Origin of the sequence: Methyloceanibacter superfactus, from assembly GCF_001723305.1 — a bacterium.
Lineage (GTDB): Bacteria > Pseudomonadota > Alphaproteobacteria > Rhizobiales > Methyloligellaceae > Methyloceanibacter > Methyloceanibacter superfactus.
In genome coordinates this window covers 1-19,935 of the sequence record NZ_LPWF01000036.1, presented here as the reverse complement: position 1 = coordinate 19,935, position 19,935 = coordinate 1, and the positions used below count along the sequence as shown (strand labels likewise).

The 19,935-nt window shown below is 66.3% G+C and carries 14 protein-coding genes and 4 pseudogenes; 10 read left to right on the top strand and 8 right to left on the bottom strand.

Going from position 1 to position 19,935, the window contains the following annotated elements:
• Positions 1-237 precede the first annotated feature (237 nt).
• From AUC69_RS14660 to hspQ, 3 genes are all read left to right on the top strand, one after another.
• Positions 238-1,464 (top strand): FAD-dependent monooxygenase, encoded by a 1,227-nt coding sequence (locus AUC69_RS14660; RefSeq protein ID WP_158008144.1) that lies wholly within the window; start codon positions 238-240, stop codon positions 1,462-1,464.
• A gap of 124 nt (positions 1,465-1,588) precedes the next feature.
• The gene (locus AUC69_RS14655; RefSeq protein WP_244500284.1) at positions 1,589-2,506 is read left to right on the top strand and encodes a lysophospholipid acyltransferase family protein; all 918 of its coding nucleotides are present in this window, start codon (positions 1,589-1,591) and stop codon (positions 2,504-2,506) included.
• Between the two features lie 78 nt (positions 2,507-2,584).
• Positions 2,585-2,917 (top strand): heat shock protein HspQ, encoded by a 333-nt coding sequence (gene hspQ / locus AUC69_RS14650; RefSeq protein ID WP_069442811.1) that lies wholly within the window; start codon positions 2,585-2,587, stop codon positions 2,915-2,917.
• Between the two features lie 74 nt (positions 2,918-2,991).
• On the opposite strand, the gene AUC69_RS14645 is transcribed toward hspQ, so the two are convergent.
• On the bottom strand, positions 2,992-3,768 hold the full coding sequence (locus AUC69_RS14645; RefSeq protein WP_083239496.1) for an invasion associated locus B family protein: 777 nt from the start codon (positions 3,766-3,768) through the stop codon (positions 2,992-2,994).
• Positions 3,769-4,059: 291 nt separating this feature from the next.
• On the opposite strand from AUC69_RS14645, the gene AUC69_RS14640 reads away from it, so the two are divergent.
• From AUC69_RS14640 to AUC69_RS14630, 3 genes and pseudogenes are all read left to right on the top strand, one after another.
• Positions 4,060-5,862, top strand: coding sequence for an extracellular solute-binding protein (locus tag AUC69_RS14640; protein WP_141700842.1), 1,803 nt, complete (start codon positions 4,060-4,062; stop codon positions 5,860-5,862).
• Positions 5,863-5,885: 23 nt separating this feature from the next.
• Positions 5,886-6,137 (top strand): annotated as a pseudogene (locus tag AUC69_RS19840) (AMP-binding protein); the annotation flags it as partial.
• Positions 6,138-6,157: 20 nt separating this feature from the next.
• The gene (locus AUC69_RS14630) at positions 6,158-7,486 is read left to right on the top strand and encodes a class I adenylate-forming enzyme family protein (RefSeq protein ID WP_069442807.1); all 1,329 of its coding nucleotides are present in this window, start codon (positions 6,158-6,160) and stop codon (positions 7,484-7,486) included.
• Between the two features lie 43 nt (positions 7,487-7,529).
• On the opposite strand, the pseudogene mfd reads toward AUC69_RS14630, so the two are convergent.
• Together mfd and AUC69_RS16675 are read right to left on the bottom strand one after the other, a co-directional pair.
• Positions 7,530-11,011: pseudogene (mfd, locus tag AUC69_RS14625) on the bottom strand (transcription-repair coupling factor).
• Positions 10,987-11,316, bottom strand: coding sequence for a succinate dehydrogenase assembly factor 2 (locus AUC69_RS16675; RefSeq protein WP_280136661.1), 330 nt, complete (start codon positions 11,314-11,316; stop codon positions 10,987-10,989). The pseudogene mfd and the gene AUC69_RS16675 overlap by 25 nt, the downstream one beginning before the upstream one ends.
• A 118-nt stretch (positions 11,317-11,434) precedes the next feature.
• Here AUC69_RS16675 and recG point away from each other — a divergent pair, with 118 nt between their 5' ends.
• Positions 11,435-13,543, top strand: coding sequence for an ATP-dependent DNA helicase RecG (recG, locus tag AUC69_RS14615; protein WP_244500281.1), 2,109 nt, complete (start codon positions 11,435-11,437; stop codon positions 13,541-13,543).
• On the opposite strand, the gene AUC69_RS14610 is transcribed toward recG, so the two are convergent.
• Both AUC69_RS14610 and AUC69_RS17610 read right to left on the bottom strand, forming a co-directional pair.
• The gene (locus AUC69_RS14610) at positions 13,540-14,334 is read right to left on the bottom strand and encodes a DUF502 domain-containing protein (protein WP_083239495.1); all 795 of its coding nucleotides are present in this window, start codon (positions 14,332-14,334) and stop codon (positions 13,540-13,542) included. The genes recG and AUC69_RS14610 overlap by 4 nt on opposite strands.
• 134 nt (positions 14,335-14,468) lie before the next feature.
• Positions 14,469-14,714, bottom strand: a pseudogene (locus AUC69_RS17610) (SPOR domain-containing protein); the annotation flags it as partial.
• A 106-nt stretch (positions 14,715-14,820) separates the two neighbouring features.
• Between AUC69_RS17610 and AUC69_RS17605 the strand changes: the two are divergent.
• Together AUC69_RS17605 and AUC69_RS19145 are read left to right on the top strand one after the other, a co-directional pair.
• The gene (locus tag AUC69_RS17605; RefSeq protein WP_158008142.1) at positions 14,821-15,225 is read left to right on the top strand and encodes a hypothetical protein; all 405 of its coding nucleotides are present in this window, start codon (positions 14,821-14,823) and stop codon (positions 15,223-15,225) included.
• Positions 15,226-15,230: 5 nt separating this feature from the next.
• A complete protein-coding gene (locus AUC69_RS19145) occupies positions 15,231-15,362 on the top strand; it encodes a hypothetical protein (RefSeq protein ID WP_280136662.1) in 132 nt (43 codons plus the stop codon).
• Positions 15,363-15,387: 25 nt separating this feature from the next.
• On the opposite strand, the gene AUC69_RS17600 is transcribed toward AUC69_RS19145, so the two are convergent.
• The 3 genes and pseudogenes from AUC69_RS17600 to glmU form a co-directional block, all read right to left on the bottom strand.
• A complete protein-coding gene (locus tag AUC69_RS17600; RefSeq protein ID WP_158008141.1) occupies positions 15,388-15,762 on the bottom strand; it encodes a tetratricopeptide repeat protein in 375 nt (124 codons plus the stop codon).
• A gap of 44 nt (positions 15,763-15,806) precedes the next feature.
• Positions 15,807-17,625 (bottom strand): annotated as a pseudogene (glmS, locus tag AUC69_RS14590) (glutamine--fructose-6-phosphate transaminase (isomerizing)).
• A 76-nt stretch (positions 17,626-17,701) separates the two neighbouring features.
• Positions 17,702-19,081, bottom strand: a complete 1,380-nt coding sequence (gene glmU / locus AUC69_RS14585) for a bifunctional UDP-N-acetylglucosamine diphosphorylase/glucosamine-1-phosphate N-acetyltransferase GlmU (RefSeq protein ID WP_069442802.1) — start codon at positions 19,079-19,081, stop codon at positions 17,702-17,704.
• Positions 19,082-19,437: 356 nt separating this feature from the next.
• Between glmU and AUC69_RS14580 the strand changes: the two genes are divergently transcribed.
• The coding region (locus AUC69_RS14580; protein WP_204377339.1) for a hypothetical protein at positions 19,438-19,935 on the top strand (498 nt) is incomplete at its 3' end.

Below are 19,935 nucleotides of genomic sequence, written 5' to 3'. Positions count from 1 at the left end.
TTTGACTATCGCTATATCTGCCTGAATATAGCGCTACGCAAAGGCTGGTGCCGACCGAATTCATCAGGCGGCGCTTGCTTGCGTTGCGTCGCGGCGTCGCAACCAGCCACACACCAAATCCGTCGCGAAATCCGCATGTTGAGGCGACATAGACCGGCAATTCGCAGCGCAAACATGTTGCCTAACCGAAACGCACGGGGGACATTCCCCTGGACTTGGGACCGAAGGAGCTTGCCCGTGACCGCAAATGATGGCGCGATCTACGACGTCGCCGTCGTAGGCGCCGGCCCGGCCGGTATCGCCGCGGCGTTGGCGCTCGCGCATCTGGGCGCTCGGGTGGCCCTTGTCGGACCGCCGCCGCCGAAGGCCCTACCGGCGCGTCCCGAGACCAGGACGGCGGCTCTGCTCACAAGCTCCGTCGACTTCCTGAAGCGGTTGGAGGTGTGGGAGCCGCTCATCCCGCATGCGGCGGCGCTCAAGGTCATCCGCATCATCGACGCCTCGCGCAGCCTGTTCCGCTCGCCCGACATCGCCTTCGATTCCCGCGAGCTCGGCCTAGAGGCCTTCGGCTACAACATCGCCAACACGACGCTGGTCGAGATGCTTTATGCCCGCGCGGAAGAGATCTTGCCCGCCGTCATTCCCGCAAGCGTCGAGGCCGTGCAGATCGGCGACCGCGAGGCCCGCCTCACAGTGAGCGGGGACCGCGCCCTCATCGCGCGGCTCGTGGCCGGCGCCGACGGCAGGCGTTCGGTCTGCCGTATCGCCGCCGGCATCGCCGTGAGCGAATGGCGCTACGACCAAGCCGCGATCGCCTCGAGCTTCCACCATACGCGACCCCATGACGGCGTCTCGACGGAGTTGCACCGGGAATCCGGCTCGGTCACCACGGTGCCCATGCCGGACCCACTTCTGTCGAGCCTGATCTGGGTGGGCAGCACGGCGGAGATCGAGGAGGTGATGGCCGGCGACGACGCAGCCTTCGCCGCCTTGCTACAGAACCGCCTCGGCGATGCCCTCGGCGAGATCACCGCGGTCGGCGCGCGCGCGCAGTTTCCCGTGGCCGGCTTGACCGCCAAGCAACTCGCCGCCAACCGCACGGCCCTCATCGGCGAAGCCGCGCACATTCTGCCGCCGATCGGCGCGCAAGGGCTCAATCTCGGCCTGCGCGATGCCGCCGCCTTGGCCGTTCTGCTCGCCGCGGCGCTGCGCCGGGGCCACGATCCCGGCGGGTCGTCGGTGCTGTCGGCTTACGTCCGCGCCCGCCAGCTCGACGTGCTGTCACGCACCGTCGGCGTCGATCTTCTCAACCGGTCGCTGCTCACCGGTCTTTTGCCGGTTCAGGCGGCCCGCGGCCTCGTGCTCCACGGCCTGAATGCGCTGGCGCCGTTGCGGCGCATGATCATGCGCGCCGGCCTGGCGCCGCCCGCCACACTGCCGAGCCTGATGCAGCCCGCAGCTTGATCCCTCGCCAGCGCGTTCGACGCCTCGCTTTGGCCGCTTGACGCTACCCGTCAGTTTGGCCATGAGGGTGGGCTTGCATTCTGCGGCCCTGCCAGCCCAAAAAAGCCAATAGAAGGAAGCCTCTGTGGCCAACAGCTTCAACCTGCCCTTTGCCCGCGATCTGCGCTACCGGCTGGAATATGCCGGCTTGCGGTTCCTCATCGGGTTGGTGCGCCTACTGCCTGTCGACACTGCCGGCGACATCTCGGCCTTCTTCTGGCGTGTGCTCGGCAAGCGCAACCGCCGGCATAAGCGGGCGCTGGCCAATCTCGCGCGTGCTTTTCCGGAGAAGTCGCCTGAAGAGCGCGAGCGCATAGCAATTGGGGCCTGGGACAATCTCGGCCGCGTCATGGTCGAGACCATGAATATCGACCGCATCCTAAAAGATCCGGGCCGGCTGCACGTCACCAACGGCCACTGGATCGGTCGCTACAAGGACAAGATGGGCCCTGCCCTGATCGTCACCATGCATATGGGCAATTGGGAGATCGGCATGTGGCCGGTGATGCTCGCGGGCGTGAAACCCGCCGGCGTCTACCGGCAAGTGAAGAACCCTTACGTCGACCGCTATCTGCGGGCGCAGCGCGAGACGCTCTATCCCGGAGGACTGTTCGGCCGCGGGCGAACGGCGGGACAGGACGAGACGCACAAGACCGCGCGCCTGATCATGGACTATGTGCGCCAGGGCGGCCGTCTCGGCTTCATCTCCGATCTCTACGACGCCAACGGAATCGAGGTGCCGTTCTTCGGCTATCCGGCTAAGAGCATGCCCATCGCCGCCATGATCGCGCGGCGCGTCGGCGCGCGCATCTGGATCGGGCGTTGCGTGCGCATCGGTAAGCGCGCTTGCTTCGACATCAACGTCAACGAGCTGCGCATTCCGCGTACCAACAATCAGGCGGAGGACATCCGCTCCATCACCGCGGCGATCCAGCGCCACTTCGAGGTTTGGATCCGCGAGGCGCCCGAGCAGTTCATGTGGTCCAACCGCCGCTGGTGGTGAGATGCGTTTATCTGCGTTGACAGCCTCGGTAGGCCGCGATCTTATCGTCACAAAGACTCGGGGATAGGTAACGTTGTAATGTCTACCATCCGCAACGCCAGATTTCAGATCGGCCAGGTGGTGCGCCACCGGCTCTATCCGTTTCGCGGCGTGATTTTCGACGTCGATCCGACATTCTCGAATACCGAGGAATGGTACGCGTCCATTCCCCAGGATGTCCGGCCGCAGAAGGATCAACCCTTCTACCACTTGCTCGCCGAGAATGCCGACACCGAGTACATCGCCTATGTGTCAGAGCAGAATCTCGTGCCCGACGCGTCCGACGAGCCGTTGCGCCATCCGCAGGTTCCGGAGTTGTTCGAGGATTTGCGGGAGGGCGTGTTCCGCTTCCGCTTCCTGCAAGAGCACTAGGCAGGCATCAAGACATGAAAAAGGCCGCCCCGGTCATCCGGCGGGCCTTTTCGATTTCTCGTCGAACCCTACCCTTAAGGCGTCGCGGGCGGGGCTTTCTGCTGGGCGGTCGCATTGCCCGGCGCCGCGGCGGCACCCGCCGCCGCCTGGCCCTGCTTCGCCTTGGCGGCAAGCTCGGCCTGACGCTTGCGGAACATCTCCATCAACTGACGGCGCTGCTCCTCGTATTTGGCGTTGTCGACCGGCGGGCCGTCATAAGCCTTGCTGAACCCGGTCAGCGGCACGGGGAAGCCCATGGTCTTCTGCTGGATGTTCATCGCGGCCACGACCATCTGCTTGCCGGCGCGCATCTTGTTGTAGAGCTCGTCGGTCAGCTCCATCTGCACCTGACAGCTGGTCGGGAAGCAGAGCGAGTATTGCAGCTGGATCGGCTGCTCCTCGTCGATGCGGATCTGCACACCCGCCGGAATCACCAGCGCATAAGCAGTCGGCACCCTGATGAGAAGCTGCTGCTTGTCCTCGCCTTCCGCCTTGCGTACGGCGGCGGCGATGAGAACCATGCCGGTATTCGGCTCGAGGCCCTCATGGTTGATCAGGCAAATCTGCTTGTTGCCGCTCTGCTCGTTCTTCATGCAGAGCTTCACCCAGGCGTCGTCCGGGGACTGTCCCGGAGCCGGCGTCGCGGCTGGCGCGGCGGACGTCTTCGGAGCCGCCGTGGATTTCGGCTGGGCCTGTTGTGCCAAAGTCACGGGCGCCACGGTGGCAATGGCCAGCGCAACAACACCCGCACCCAGCATCCAACGACCCGCGCTGCGGCTCAGCGTGTTCCATCGATCCTTGGACCAGATCATCAATCGACCTTCCTCTATTTGCGGACTGGCTCAGGCCTGCCAGAAGTACCCCGTGCCCGCTCCCTAATACTCGGATCAATACCCGAAATGCGGCGTAGACGTGGCCTTAAAACCACGACCACGGGAGTTTCTTGGCCGCGCCCTCCAGAGTTCTAACCTTTTTCGTTCGCGGGGAGATAGCTTGCGGCGTCGGATTGTCGTGCCAGGGATGCTACCCTTGAACTCATGGTAAATTGCGTGGGCATCTATAGCCATGCCGGGTCGCGGTTGAAAGCCCCTATTTTGCTGCTGATGCTGGGGCTGGCGCTGTTCCCAGGCAGCGGCCGGGCTGAGCCTACGACGGGCCTTGCCATGCACGGCACCCCGCGGGAAGAGCCTGATTTCAGCCATTTCCGCTACGCCAATCCCAGTGGCCCCAAAGGGGGCCGTGCGACCTTTGCCGTGCGGGGCTCCTTCGACAGCCTGAACCCCCTGATCGTCAAAGGCGTGTCAGCGGAGGGCGTGCGGGAGTATGTCTATGAGAGCCTGATGCGCGGCGTTCGACGAGCCTTCACCCTCTACGGCCTGATCGCCGAAGCGGTGGAGACGCCGGCGGACCGGTCTTGGGTCGAGTTCACCCTGAACCCCGCCGCCAAATTCTCCGACGGCACGCCAATCACCGTGGACGATGTGATCTTTTCGCATCAGGTGTTGCGCGATCACGGGCGGCCCAACCATCGCTCCTATTACAAGAAGGTGGCGAAGGTGGAGAAGACCGGCGACCGCAAGGTCCGCTTCACCTTCGACGACACGGGCGACCGGGAGATGCCGCTGATCATGGGGCTGATGCCGGTGTTGCCGAGCCATCTGTTCACGCCCGACACGTTCGAGAAGACCACGCTCGAGGCGCCGATCGGCAGCGGGCCTTACGTCATCGACAAGGTCGATCCGGGCAAGAGTATCACCTACAAGCGCGATCCCGCCTATTGGGGCCGGGACCTGCCGGTCAATCGCGGTCACTACAATTTCGACGAGATCCGCTTCGACTATTACCGGGACGCCGGCAGCATGTTCGAGGCGTTCAAATCAGGGCTCGTGCAGCTTCGCAACGAGGACGATCCAACCCGCTGGACGGAAGGCTATGACTTCCCTGCTCTGGATGAGGGCCGCGTCGTCAAGGAGGCGCTGCCCGTCGAGACGCCCGCCGGCATGTCCGCGCTCGCCTTCAACACGCGCAAGGCCATCTTCGCCGATCCGCGCGTGCGTCAGGCCCTGATCAAGCTGTTCGACTTCGAATGGGTAAACCGCACGCTGTATCACGGGCAGTATGCGCGCACCGAAAGCTATTTCGACCGCTCGGAACTGTCCTCGCATGGGCGTCCGGCCGACGCCACCGAGCGTGCGTTGTTGGCGCCCTACCCCGACGCGGTGAAGCCCGCGATCATGGACGGAAACTTCTCCTTTCCGGTCAGCGACGACAGCGGGCAGAACCGTGAGGGCCGCGTCGAGGCGCTGAAGCTCCTGGAGGAGGCCGGCTACCGGCTGAAGGACGGCGTGCTGGTGAACGCCGCGACTGGCGCGCCCTTCACCTTCGAAATCCTCGCCGCGACCCGGGCGCAAGAGCGGCTGCTCCTCACCTATGCACGTGCCTTGAAACAGGTGGGCATCGAGGCTCGAATCCGGCAGGTTGACTCCGCTCAATATCAGCGGCGCAAGCAGACCTACGACTTCGACATGATCCAGTATTTTTGGCCGGTGTCGCTTTCGCCGGGGAACGAGCAGTCGTTCCGCTGGGGCAGCGAAGCGGCGGCGACCGAGGGGTCGTTCAACTATCCGGGCGTCAAGAGCGAGGCGGTCGATGCCATGATCGCGGCGGTGCTGAAGGCCGAGGACCGGTCGAGCTTCGTATCGGCGGTGCGCGCGCTCGATCGCGTGCTGCTCTCGGGCGACTACGTCGTGCCGCTGTTCCATCTGCCACGGCAATGGGTCGCCCATTGGCGTGCGCTGAAGCGGCCCCATGTGACCCCGCTCTACGGCTATCAGATCGACACGTGGTGGATCGACCCGTCGGACAAGGCCGGCAGCGGCAACACCCGGCACGCAGTCGGCCCATGAGCTTATGACATGAACCTTGCGCCATGAGCACGCTCGCAATCCCCGAGTCCGAGGAGGACAGCGCCCCGATCACGGCCGACGGGTTGCTGCGGCGGCGGGCGGAGCAGAAGCCCGAGGCGCCGGCTCTGAGCGATCCACCGAACCGTCAGCTGCTCGGCCTCGGCGGGCCGCGCGCCTTCACCTATGGCGAGGCGGACGCGACCGTGGATGCACTCGCGGCCTTCTTCGTCCACCTCGGCCTGGAGCGCGGCGACAGGATCGTGCTGCAGCTCCCGAATCTGGTCGAGCGCCGCTGGTGCTGCTGGGCGCCTGGCGGGCCGGGCTCACCGTTGCCGCGGTGCCCATGCTGTGGCGGTCGATGGAGCTCGCCAGGGTTTGCGACGCGCTGGAGCCAAAGGCGTTGCTCGGCGTCTCCCATTTCGCCGACGACAGACCCGCCGAGATCTTGCGCGACGTTGCCGCCACGCGGCTATCGGTGCGCTTCGTGCTCGGCTTCGGCCGCGATCTTCCCGACGGTGTCACGTCTCTTGACGACGTGATCGCCGCGGGGCGCCTGCCGCGTGACGTTGTCAGGCCGCGCAGCCATGGCGGTCCCTCGCTCATCACTTTCACCGCCCGGGCCAGCGTACCGCTCGTTCCGATCTTCCGTCAGGAGGACGAGATCCTGGCGCAAGGGGCGATGGCGGTGCTGTCGCTCGGGCTCGATCGCAGCGACGTGATCCTCAACGCTTACCCCTTGACCGGCCCGATCGGCTTCGCCCTCGGTTTGGCGCCGTGGCTGATCGCGGGCGCCACGCTGGTGCAACATCACCCCTTCGACTACGGCATGTTCGTGCAGCAGATCCTCACCTCGGACGCGTCGGTGACGGCACTTCCAAGCGCCATCCTCACCGAGCTCGGCGTCGACCGCGTGCTGAAAGATCCCCAATGCAAGCTCCGGCGCGTCGGCCGCGTCTGGTCGCCGGCCGAGCTTGCGGATCCGGGAGCGCCGCTGAACCATATGGCCGCGGAAAATTTGAGCCGGCCGGTATTCGATCTCTACCCGTTCGGCGATCTCGCCAGTCTCTTGCTGCGCCCCGCGCCGGTCGCGGACCGCGCCGCATTGCCGCTTGGGCCGGTCCATTTCGGCGAGGACAAGGGCGGCACCGTATTCGTGGAGACCAAGCTCGCCGACGAGACCGGCGACCTCCTCCTGCGGGGCCCGGTGGTGCCGCAAGGCCGGTCGAACGGGCCTGCGGCGCGCGACGGCGAGGGATTCGTCGCCACGGGCTTGCGCGGCCAGGCGGAAGGGGGCGGGCATTTCCGGGTCAAGCGCGATCCGGAGCTGATCCATCATGGCGGCTTCACCATCGCCGCGTCCGAGCTCGACGGGCTTTATCAGGCCTATCCGGGCTTTCTCGACGCCGCCTGTTTCGTGCTGCCGGACCCGATCGTCGGCGACCGCATCTTCGCGGCGGTCGCGCCTTCGCCCAACGCGCCGGTGTCGCTGGAAGCGCTGCACCGCTTCCTCATGGAGCGCGGCGTGTCGCCCTACAAATTCCCGGACAAGCTCTTGGTGGTGCGTGACATTCCGCGCGACACCCAAAGCAAGATCGTGCGCGCGGACATTCTGGCGCAAGTCTAGCAGTCTGCCACGGTGGATTCCGGCGTTCGCCGGAATGACGGAACTACGCCGCCTGCTTCACCGCGCCAGCGATCTTGGCGAGCCGCTTCAAGAGATCGCGCGTGCCGGACAGGCGGTCCTCGGGGTCTGGCCAGTTGGCGTAATAGATGAGCCGGTGATCGGGCTGCAGCTTCACCTGCTTGCCTGCCTCGCGGATGAAGTCGATCAGCCCTTCCGGATTGGCGAAGGCGTTGTTGCGGAAGGCGATGACGGCGCCCTTCGGCCCCGCATCGATTTGCTCGATGCCGGCCTGGCGGCACAGCCCCTTGATCTCGACCACGTTGAGGAGATGGCGAACCTCCTCGGGCAGCGGACCGAAGCGGTCGATCAGCTCCGCGGCGAAGCCTCGATGGCCTCTTGATTGTTCACCGCCGCCAAGCGGCGATAGAGACCGAGCCGCACTTGCAGATCGGGGACGTAGGGCTCCGGAATGAGAACCGAGGTGCCGAGATTGATGCGGGGGCTCCACTGATCCTCGATCGACTCGTCGCCGCCCTTGAGGGTGGCGACCGCCTCTTCCAGCATGGACTGATAGAGCTCGAAGCCCACTTCGCGGATATGGCCGGACTGTTCCTCGCCGAGAAGATTGCCGGCGCCTCTGATGTCGAGATCGTGGCTCGCCAGGATGAAGCCGGCGCCCAGCTTGTCGAGAGACTGCAGCACCTTCAGGCGCTTCTCCGCCGCGGGCGTCAGGCGTCCGTCAGCGGGAATGGCGAAATAGGCATAGGCGCGGATCTTCGAGCGGCCCACGCGGCCCCGCAGCTGATAGAGCTGGGCCAGGCCGAACATGTCGGCGCGATAGACGATGAGCGTGTTGGCGGAGGGAATGTCGAGACCCGACTCGACGATCGTGGTCGAAAGCAGCACATCGTATTTGCGGTCGTAGAAGGCATTCATCACCTGGTCGAGCTCGCCCGGCGGCATCTGGCCGTGGGCGCGCGCCACCTTCAGTTCCGGCGCATGCTCCTGGAGGAAGGCAGCGGCCTCCTCGAGATCGGAGATGCGCGGCACCACGAAGAACGTTTGGCCGCCCCGGAAGCGCTCGCGCAGGAGCGCTTCACGCAAGGTCATGGGATCGAACGGCGTCACATAGGTGCGCACGGCCAGCCGATCGACCGGCGGGGTCGAGATCAGCGACAACTCGCGCACGCCCGACAGCGCCAGTTGCAGTGTGCGCGGGATGGGCGTGGCGGTGAGTGTCAGCACATGGACGTCCTCGCGCAGCTCCTTCAGGCGCTCCTTATGCTTCACGCCGAAATGCTGCTCCTCGTCGACGATGAGGAGACCGAGATCGGCGAACTGAATCGACTTGCCGAGTAGCGCATGGGTGCCGATGACGATATCGATATTGCCCTCTTTCAGGCCCTTCTTGACCTCGGCGAGCTCCTTGGCGCTCACCAGGCGCGAGGCTTGGGCGATCTTCACCGGGAAGCCGCGGAAGCGCTCGGTGAAGGTGTGGAAATGCTGGCGTGCGAGCAGCGTGGTCGGCACGACCACGGCGACCTGCTTGCCGGCGAGCACGGCGATCAGGCTCGCGCGCAACGCCACCTCGGTCTTGCCGAAGCCGACGTCGCCGCAGACCAGCCGGTCCATGGGCCGGCCGCTGGCCAAGTCCTCGAGCACCGCGTTGATGCTGGTGACCTGGTCCTCGGTCTCCTCATAGGGGAACCCGGCCGAGAACTCGTCATAGGTGCCGTCCGGCGGGTTGAGCACCGGCGCGGTGCGCAGCTCGCGCATCGCCGCCACCTTGATCAGCTTCTCCGCCATGTCGCGGATGCGCTGCTTGAGCTTGGCCTTGCGCGACTGCCAGGCGACGCCGCCGAGCCGGTCGAGCTGTACGTTGGACTCATCGGAACCGTAGCGGCTCAGCAGCTCGATATTCTCCACCGGCAGATAGAGCTTGTCACCGCCGTGGTAGTGCAGCTCCAGGCAGTCATGCGGCTCGCCCGCGGCCTCGATGGTGGACAGGCCGACGAAACGGCCAATGCCGTGGTCGGCATGGACCACGAGATCGCCGACCGTGAGGCTCGCCGCCTCGGTCAGCGCGTCGCTGCCCTTCTTGACGCGGGACTGCGCACGAGCCGGTCGCCGAGAATGTCCTGCTCGCCAATCACGGCGATGCCCGGCCCCTCGAAGCCGCGCTCCAACGGCAGCACGGCGACGGATGTGGCCCCGGGTGGCGCGGCCACGGCATCGGCGAAATTCTCGACCCGCACCGTGTCGCCAACGCCATGCTCGGCCAAGAGCGTGGCCAGCCGCTCGCGTGCGCCGACGCTCCAGCAGCCGACGATCACGATTCGATGCTCGCCGATCAGGCGCTTGGCGTGGGCGACCACGGCGTCAAACACGTTGGCGCCTTCGGTCTGGCGCTCGACCGAGAAGGTGCGGCCCTGGCGGCCGCCGAAGGAGACGATATTGGCGCCGTCACGCTCGGGGTGCTCGAAAGTGTCGAAGGCGATCACCTGGCGTTCGGAAAGCGCGTTCTGCCACTCCGTCTCGCTCAGAAACATGCTGTCGACCGGCACCGGATGATATGGCGGGGCGCCGAAGGCCTTGCGCTCCAGGGCGCCGGCGCGGGCGTCGCAATGATCGGCGATCTGTTCCAGCCGATCCTTGCGTGCATCGTCGGTGAGCGGGTCGAGGGTCACCACGGCCCCGGGCAGATAGTCGAACAGCGTGGCGAGCTCGTCATGGAACAGCGGCAGCCAATGCTCCATGCCCTGATGATGGTGTCCCGCCGAGATCGCCTCGTAGAGCGGGTCGTCGCCCTTCACGGGACCGAACAGCTCCACATAGCGCTGGCGGAAGGCGCTGCGCACGCCGGGCGTCAGCGCCACCTCGCTCATGGGCAAGAAATGGACCGCATCGAGGCGCGCCTCGGTCCGCTGGGTTTCGGGATCGAAGGCGCGGATGGATTCCAGCGTGTCGCCGAAGAAGTCGAGGCGCACAGGCTGACCGCCCGGCGGGAAGAGATCGAGGATGCCGCCGCGCACCGCGTATTGGCCGGGGTCCGTCACCGTGCCGGCGCGCGAATAGCCCGAGGCCTCGAGGCGCTCGATGAGCGCCTTCATGCTCATGACGTTCCGGATTTGAGCCTGAGGCTCGATCCGGCGATGAAGGCCGGCGGCGGGACGCGCTGGAGCACGGCATTGACGGAGGTCAGCAGCACCAGCGGCGTGCGATCGTCCGTCCCGCGCTCGGTCAGCTCCGACAGGGTTTCGATGCGGTTGGCGATGGTCTCCGCATTGGGCGCCACCCGGTCATAGGGCACGCTGTCCCAGGCGGGGAAGCTCAACACCGTGACGTCGGGGGCGAAGAAGGCGATGGCCTCCTCCAGCGTGGCGAGCCGGTTGCGTCGCGGGCCACATGCAGCACGGGCGCGCCGGCATGCCGGGCCAACTCGCCGAGCAGGAGCGCGTCGAGACCTTCCGGCACACCGCTGGCGATCGTTCGCGGGCCTGTCAGCAGGCGTCGACCGGCAGAGATGGGAGCTTGGACGCAGCACTCATGGATGATGGCCTGGGATGGTCGCCGTCTAGCTGCCTGCGGCAGGCCATGGAACTGGCGCATAAGCCTCGATGGAGCGCGTCGAGATCGCGCTCGCCGAGCGAGTAGCCCTCGTAAAGACACAACTCGATCTGCGGGTCCGGCGCATCGATCAGGCGCTCCAAGACGGCAATCTCATCGGCGTTCATGCTGTCGATGGCTTGCTCGGTGAAGCGGCCGAGGAGATAGTCCATCTCCCTGGACCCTCGATGAGTCGCCCGCCATAGCGCCCGGCGGCGGCGCATTCCAAGATCACTCGTCATGATCCGTGCTTTCAGTGCTAAGTCGTGGGTTAGAGCGAGCGACCCTATGGATGTCAAGGGCACCGCCCCCTGGGCCCCCTGGGCGCGATAGACTTAACGCATGCGCCCGCCCCCACTCGCCCCCCTATTCGCCTCAGCCCGCGCCCTGAAAGGCGTTGGCCCGCGCATCGAGGGTCTGCTGAATAAACTGGTGGCGCCGCGTCATCAAGGGGCCCATGCCCGGGCCGTCGATCTTCTGTGGCATTTGCCGGTGGGGATCGTCGACCGGACGCTCATTCCGCGAATCGCCGACGCGCGCGCCGGAGAGCTGGCCACGCTCGAGGTCAGGGTGGCCGAGCATCGGCCCGGCGGCGAACGGGGCGGCAGGCGAGCGCCTTACAAGATTCTGGTCGAGGACGATTCCGGCGCGCTCGAGCTTATCTACTTCAAGGCCGATCCGGCCTATCTCAAGCGGCTCCTGCCCGTCGGCAGCCAGCGGCTCATCTCCGGCAAGCTCGAAGCCTATGACGGCTACTTGCAGATGCCGCATCCCGATCATGTGGCGGCGCCGGAGGGGCTGAGTGACCTGCCGCTGATCGAGCCGGTTTATCCGCTGACCGCGGGGCTCTCGAACACCACCTTCCGCAAAGTCCTCGCCGGAGCCTTGGCGCAGCTTCCCGATCTGCCCGAATGGATCGACGCCGGCTTTCTCGCCAAGAAGGACTGGCCGCGCTTTGCCGAGGCGATCGCGCGTCTGCATGCCCCGCAAGGCGCTGACGATCTGCTGCTTATGACGCCCGCCCGGTCGCGCCTCGCCTATGACGAGCTTCTCGCCAACCAGTTGGCGCTCGCCATCATCCGCCAGCGTCTCAAGAAACGTGCGGGACGGCCCCTGCGCACGGAAGGGAAGCTGCGGCAGACGATCCAAGACGCCCTGCCCTTCGCGCTCACGGCGGCGCAACACCGCGCGCTGGCCGAGATCGATGCGGATCTCGCCAGTCCCAACCGCATGCTCCGCCTGCTGCAGGGCGATGTGGGCAGCGGCAAGACCGTGGTGGCGCTCCTCGCCATGACCAAGGCTATCGAGGCGGGCGCGCAGGCCGCCCTCATGGCGCCGACCGAGCTCCTCGCCCGGCAGCACCTCGCCACCATCGGCGCTTCGCCGAGCCCGCCGGGTTGCGGGTCGCGCTCCTCACCGGCCGGGAGCGCGGCCGCGAGCGCGATGCCATTCTTCAGGCGCAGGATGCGCATCGACATCCTCATCGGCACCCATGCGCTCTTTCAGGAGACCATCCAATTTCGCGATCTCGCCCTCGTGGTCATCGACGAGCAGCACCGCTTCGGGGTGCATCAGCGGCTCGCGCTTCAGGCCAAGGGACCCGGCACCGGCGCCGAGCTTCTGGTGATGACGGCGACGCGATCCCCCGCACGCTTCTGCCGAGCTACGGCGATATGGACGTGGACGCGTCTCGACGAGAAGCCCCCGGGCCGCAAGCCCATCGTCACCCGCACGGTGCCGCTGGAGCGTTTCGACGAGGTCGTCGACGGCGTTGCGCGCGCTGTGGCGGGAGGCGCGCAAGTTTATTGGGTCTGTCCCCTCGTCGCCGAATCCGAAGTGCTCGACGTGGCCGCCGCCGAAGACCGCTTCGCCGCGCTCCGCAGCCAGTTCGGCGAGCACGTCGGCCTCGTGCACGGGCGACTCACGGGCAAGGAGAAGGATGCGGTCATGGCGCAGTTCGCCTCCGGCGCGCTGTCCGTCCTGGTGTCGACAACGGTGATCGAAGTTGGCGTCGACGTGCCGAATGCCTCCATCATGATCATCGAGCATGCGGAGCGTTTCGGTCTTGCCCAGCTTCATCAACTGCGCGGCCGGGTCGGCCGCGGTGCCGCCGAGTCCTCCTGCATCCTACTATACCGGCAGCCGCTATCGGAGACCGCGCGCGAAAGGCTCAACGTCATGCGGAGCACGGAGGACGGCTTCGTCATCGCCGAGGAGGATCTGCGGCTCAGAGGCGGCGGCGAGGTCCTGGGGACGCGGCAGAGCGGCTTACCCGCGTTTCGCATCGCCGTCTTGCCCGACCATCGCGAGCTGTTGGAGGCGGCGCGCGATGAGGCGCGCCTGCGACTATCCCGCGATCCCGACCTCACGGGCAAGGACGCGGAAGCGCTGCGGCTGCTGCTTTATCTGTTCGAGCGGGACGATGCGATCCGGCTGATGCGCGCCGGCTAAACGACGGGCTCTTCCTCGGGCACAGGCTTCTGCTTCGCCTTGGCGTCGTCCGCCAGCGTCTTGAGCTCGTCTTGGGGCGGCGCCACGAGACCCGCGGAGATGACGAGCTTGGCGCCGTCGTCGATCGACATGTCGAGCACGGTGACGTCCTTGGCCGGCATGAACAGGACGAAGCCCGTGGTCGGGTTCGGCGCGTTCGGCATGAACACGGTCATCAGCTTCTCGCCATTACCGATCTTCTGCTTCACCTCAGCGGGCGGCTCGCCGGAGACGAAGACCACGGCGTAGAGTCCGCGGCCGGGGAAACTCGATGAGCCCCACGCGCTTGAACGAAGTGCCGGACTGGAGAAGATCGTGGTGAAGATCTGCTTGAGCAGCCGGTAGACGCCGCGCACCACCGGCATGCGGTCGAGCATCATCTCGCCGTAGCTGACGATGGTGCGGCCGAACAGATTGGCGGCGAGCGCGCCGACAAGCATCAACGCCAAAATGCCGACGATCATGCCGACGCCGGGAATGTGGAACGGGAGGAAGTTGTCCGGCAGGTAGCTCTGCGGAATGAGCGGCTTCACCCAGCCGTCGACCAGATTGATGAACCACCACACCACATAGACGGTGATGGCGACCGGGCCGACGATGATCAGGCCGGTGAGGAAATAGCCGCGCAGGCGCGCGCCGAAATGCGACGAGGTCGGCTCGAGGGCGCCGAACAGACCGAGCTGATCGTCATGCGGATCGGGCGTTTGCCGGCCTGGCTGGGAGTCTTTGGTCTTGGGATCTTCGGCGGTCATGCGGCTCTGCGACTCAAGGGGGAAACGGGGACGATCACGATAATATGGGACCATTGGGCGGCCGCTCTTAGCACACCCAGTCTACAAGTGTGAGGCATGGCCGAATGTACGCGCGCTGGCAAGACGCTTTCGGCCTATGGGCCATCGGGCGAGACGACGGAACAATCCGTACCGCTCCGCTTCAGCGCGTTGCACACCTTGGTGCCGTCCGCCTGGCTGGCGAAGGGCCCGATTTTTAGGCTGTAGAAAGTGCCGAAGCTGCCGATGTCCACCTTTTCGATCTGCGGCGCGGCGCTCGCCAGCTGCCGATTCGACTTCGTCACCTGCTTCCACAAGGCTTGGGCTTCGGCTTCAGACCGGCTGTTGGCCAGTTGCACGCGATAACCGGGGCCACTGGCCTGGGGCGCGGCAGCCGGCGCGGGCTCGGACGAACCGCCAAACCAACGGCCGAGACCGCCACCACTTGTCGTCTCGGATGCGACCTTGGTGGTTTCCGTATTGGCCGCCCAACTGGAGGCCGGCGGCGGAGCCGCCTTCGGCGCGCTCGTCGTTCTTTCGGCTGTCGTCGTTCTGGGCGGCGCGGTTGTCGTGGCGGCGGGCCCGGGGCTCGGTGCCGCGGGCGCGCTGTCGCCCGTGAGCGAGCCGAACCAGCGACTGACGCCGCTGCCGCTGCTCTGGGTCGACTTCTCGTCGGCGACGGTCGCGCCCCATCCGGCTGTCGGCGGCGGCGCAGCAGCGGTCTGGGTGGCGGCGGGCGCAGGCGCGGGCTCAGCCGCGGGTGCCGGCGGCGGCGGCTGCTGCTCGAACCGCCGAAACTCGGCACCAGCCGGCTCCAGACGCTCTCCCCCGACGAGGAGGAGGGAGAGGACGATTCGCCACCGCCGCTGCTGACCTGCGTGTCGAAGTTGCTCGCGACCGCACCACCGCCGTCCTCGGCGATGATCTTGTCGACCGTGCTCGAGCTCGACGCGCTTCTCGCCTGCGCGATGGCGGCATCGCCCTGGCTGGAAAGTCCGGCGGATTTGTAGGCGAGACCCTTGTTGACCAGCGCCCTCACCCTGTCGGAGGTCGGCAGCCCGAGCCACAGGCGGCGCCGAGATCGGCGATCGCCCGGCCTTCCTGGCCAAGCTTGCGGTAGGCGATTCCCCGCAGATACAGCGCCTTGGCGGCCTGGCCCGGGGTCGAGTTCTCGTTGTTGACGGTGGCGGAGAGCTGGCGCACGGCGGCGTCATAGTTGCCGGCGGTGAGCGAGGCGACGCCACTCTTGAGACCGGCCTCTTGGGCATGGGCTCTGTCGGAGACCGCAATATTGGCTGCCGTCAGCGCGCCAAGCAGCGCAAGCGCGGCGCCCAGTAGGCGTCCGCGTGGAAGAGTGCGCCCGTCAAAAGCAAGACGGCGCGGCCGGAAGGTCTTCCGATGATCCGCCATGGTCTTGCTCAAGCAAAGAATTCAGGCAAATCCGAGGCTGTAGCCTATTCCACAGTCACGGATTTTGCGAGGTTTCGCGGCTGATCGACGTCCGTGCCCATGAACACCGCCGTATGATAGGCGATGAGCTGCACTGGGACCGCGTAGACGAGCGGCGTCACGAAGGGGTGGACGGTCGGCACCGGCAACATGGTCTGCACCTCGCAGCCCGTGCTGGCCGGGTCGGCGTCGCTGACCAGGATGATCTTGCCGTCGCGTGCCGCCACCTCTTGCATATTGGAGACGGTCTTGTCGAAGAGGTCGTCGCGCGGGGCAATGACGATGACCGGCACCTCCTCGTCGATCAGCGCGATCGGCCCATGCTTCAGTTCCCCGGCGGCGTAGCCCTCGGCATGAATGTAGGAGATCTCTTTCAGCTTGAGTGCGCCTTCAAGCGCGATCGGGTAGCTCGAGCCGCGGCCGAGATAGAGCACGTCACGCGCCTTGGACAGGCTATGGGCGAGCGTCTCGTAAGGTGTCTCGTCGCGCAGCATGGTGGCCATGTGACGGGGCACCTCGACCAGCGCCTTGACGAGCTCCGCCTCGAGCTCCGGGCCGATCACGCCGCGCGCTTTCCCCGCGGCAATGGCGAGACAGGCGAGCACCGTGAGCTGGCAAGTAAACGCCTTGGTGGAGGCAACGCCGATCTCCGGACCGCCGAGCGTCGGCAGCACGCCATCCGATTCCCGGGCAATGGACGATTCCTGCACGTTGACGATCGACAGCACGTGCTGGTGCTGCTCCCGGCAATAGCGCAGCGAGGCGAGCGTATCGGCGGTCTCGCCGGATTGGGAGACGAACAGCGCCGCCCCACCCGGCGCCATCGTGGTCTCGCGATAGCGGAACTCGCTCGCGATATCGATGTCGACGGGCAGCTTGGCCCAGCGCTCGAACCAATATTTGGCGACGAGGCACGCATAGAAGGCCGTGCCGCAAGCCGACAGCGACAAGCGGGTCACGCTGGCAAAGTCGAAAGGCAACGCCGGCAGGTCCACGCGGTAGTTGGCGAGATCGAGATAATGCGCCAGTGTGTGGCCGACGACCTCGGGCTGCTCGTGAATTTCCTTGGCCATGAAATGGCGGTAGTTGCCCTTGTCGACCACGAGCCCCGCGGCGAGCGACCGCGCGATGGGGCGCTCGACGGCGGCGCCGGCCCGATCGCGAACGGCGATGCCCTCGCGCGTGATGACCGCCCAATCGCCGTCCTCGAGATAGGAGATGCGGTCGGTGAAGGGAGCAAGCGCGATGGCGTCCGAGCCAACATACATCTCGCCGTCGCCATAGCCGATGGCGAGCGGGCTTCCCTGGCGGGCCGCGACCATGAGGTTGTCGTAGCCGCGGAAGATCATGGCGAGGGCAAACGCGCCTTGGAGCTGGCTGAGCGTGTGGTAGACGGCGGCGATGGGGTCCTTGCCCGCCCGCAGCTCGCGGGTGATGAGATGGGCGATGACCTCGGTGTCCGTATCGCTCGAGAACGGCGCGCTTCCGCCTGCAGCTCGGCCTTGAGCTCGCGGAAATTCTCGATGATGCCGTTATGGACGACCGAGACGTCGTCGGTCATATGCGGATGGGCGTTGGCCTCGCTCGGCTTGCCATGGGTGGCCCAGCGCGTGTGGCCGATGCCGGTGTCGCCTAGGAGCGGCTGGACCTTGAGGAGATCCTCGAGATTGCGCAGCTTGCCTTGCGCGCGGCGCGCGCGAGCTGGCCGTTCTCCAGCGTCGCCACCCCGGCGGAGTCGTAACCGCGATATTCGAGGCGCTTCAGCGCATCGACCAGCTTCTCCGCGACCGGCCCACGACCGAGCACGCCAACAATGCCGCACATAGCCCCCTACTCCCTCGAACCCTGTTTCCTGCCTAAATGCACAGGCGCTGCGTCGCAATTCACGAGCTATGTCCCTTTATTGCGTGGCGTCGATGTGGCGCGGCTTGGATTTGTCCCGGTTGCGCCGCTCGCGCACCTTGGCGGCCCAACCGGCCCGTTCTTCCTGGCTACCTCGCGCGACCGCGAGCGCATCCGCCGGCACGTCCTTGGTGATGACACTGCCGGACCCGACATAGGCGCCATCGCCGATCTTGACCGGCGCCACCAAAGAGCTGTTGGAGCCGATGAAAGCGCCGGCGCCGATCTCCGTCTTATGCTTGGCGAAAGCATCGTAATTGCACGTGATGGTGCCGGCGCCAATGTTAGCCTTCGCGCCGATGCTGGCATCGCCGATATAGGTGAGGTGGTTAACCTTGGCGCCCTCGGCGACTTGGGAATTCTTGATCTCGACGAAGTTACCGACATGGGCCTCTTTCGCGAGCACGGCACCGGGCCGCAATCGCGCGAACGGGCCAACGGTCGCGTGCGCGCCGATGGTCGCGTTCTCAATGTGACAGAAGCCCTTGATGGTGACGCCGTCGTCGATGGCGACGCCAGGCCCGATCACCACGTTGGGCTCGATCACCACGTCCTGGCCCACTTGCGTGTCATAGCTGAAGAACACCGTCTCGGGCGCGATCAGGGTGGCGCCGCCCGCCATGACGGCGGCCCGCAGCCGCCGCTGCATCAGCGCTTCGGCGGTGGCCAGCTCGGCGCGCGCATTCACACCGAGCACCTCTTCGGGATTTGACAGGACCACGCGCGCTTGCAGACCGCTTTCGCGCGCCAGCGCCACGGCGTCGGTCAAATAGAACTCGCCCTTGGCGTTGTCGTTGCCGATCCGGCCCAGCAGCGAGACAAGCGTCTCGCTCGTGCGGAACGCCATGATGCCGGAGTTGCAAATCGTCAGCGCCCGCTCGGCGGTGCTGGCATCCTTCTCCTCGCGGATGCCGGCAAGGCGTCCCTTCTCGTCGAACAGCAGACGGCCGTAGCCGGTGGGATCGGCCGCCTCGAACCCGATCACGACCACATCGGCGCCGGCATCGAGCTCACCCAGGACCGCCTTCAGGGTCTCGGACCGCAACAGCGGCGTATCGCCGTAAAGCACCAGCACATGGCCGGCGAAGCCCTCATAGGCGGGCGCCGCCGCCTTGACCGCGTCGGCCGTTGCGAGCTGCTCGGGCTGAACGAACACGGCGAGACCAGGGTCGATGGCGAGCGCGGCCTGGCCCACCTCTTCCATGCCGGGACCGATGACCACGCTGGAGCGGCCGATTCCCGCCGTGGCGGCGGTCCGCAGCACATGGCCCAGCATGGGCAGGCCCGCCAGGCGGTGCAGCACCTTGGGCAATGCGGATTTCATACGGGTGCCCTTACCGGCGGCAAGGACAATGGCGAGAGCCGATGGATGGGTCATGATGGGTGGGTCATGATGCGTAGGTCATGCCGTTCGTGATCGTTGCCTATAGCTTGGCCGCCGCTCGATTCGCGCCGGCCAACTTCTCCTAAGGCCGCAGTGTCTAGTCCAAACCGGCCGCGAGGGCCACAGCCCAGGCAGTCCAAGCCTCGCGCCCTATGACTTACGCAGAAATTGACCGTGCGGACAGAGTGAGTAATCTCCCACCGAGCGGCATGACACTCTGACTTTTGCCCTAATCGCGTCGCTTTTTCGCTCAAACCTCGCATTCGGAGGCTCGAAACCCCATGGTCGCCAGAAGTCGCCGATACGGTGCGCGGAGTTGGGCACGAGGCACGTTCGCTTTTCTATGGATCGTGCTGGCAGGTTTCTCGGGCCTGTATCTCTTCACCCTGTTCACCGATCCGGCGGCCCTTGGCGGCCAAACCATCCAGCTCAGCGCCATTACCGGCGGCGCGGACATCCCGTCCGGAGACGGTCCGCTGAGCGAGGCCGACACCGCCAGGCTGAAGGACTCCTTGCGCGCGCTCGAGAAGCAGATGGCCGCGATCGATACGCGGTTGCAGGCGGCCGAGGACTATGTCGCACCGGTGGCAGCGCTCCCCGAGCCAGAGACACCGCCAGCGGAAGAGCCCGCGCCGGCGGCCGACGAGCCGGTCGAAGAGGTCGTGGTGGAGGAGACGGAGGTCGTCGAGGCCACGCCGGAGCCCGCGGCGCCGGAGCCCGTAGCGGCGGAGCCCGAGACCGCGGCGCCGGCGGTGACCGCCGCGCCGCCCGCCCCAGAGCCGGAGCCAGCACCCCCGCCGCCCGTCGTCGTGGCGCCGCCCCCGCCCGTCACCGTCGATCCGCCGGCC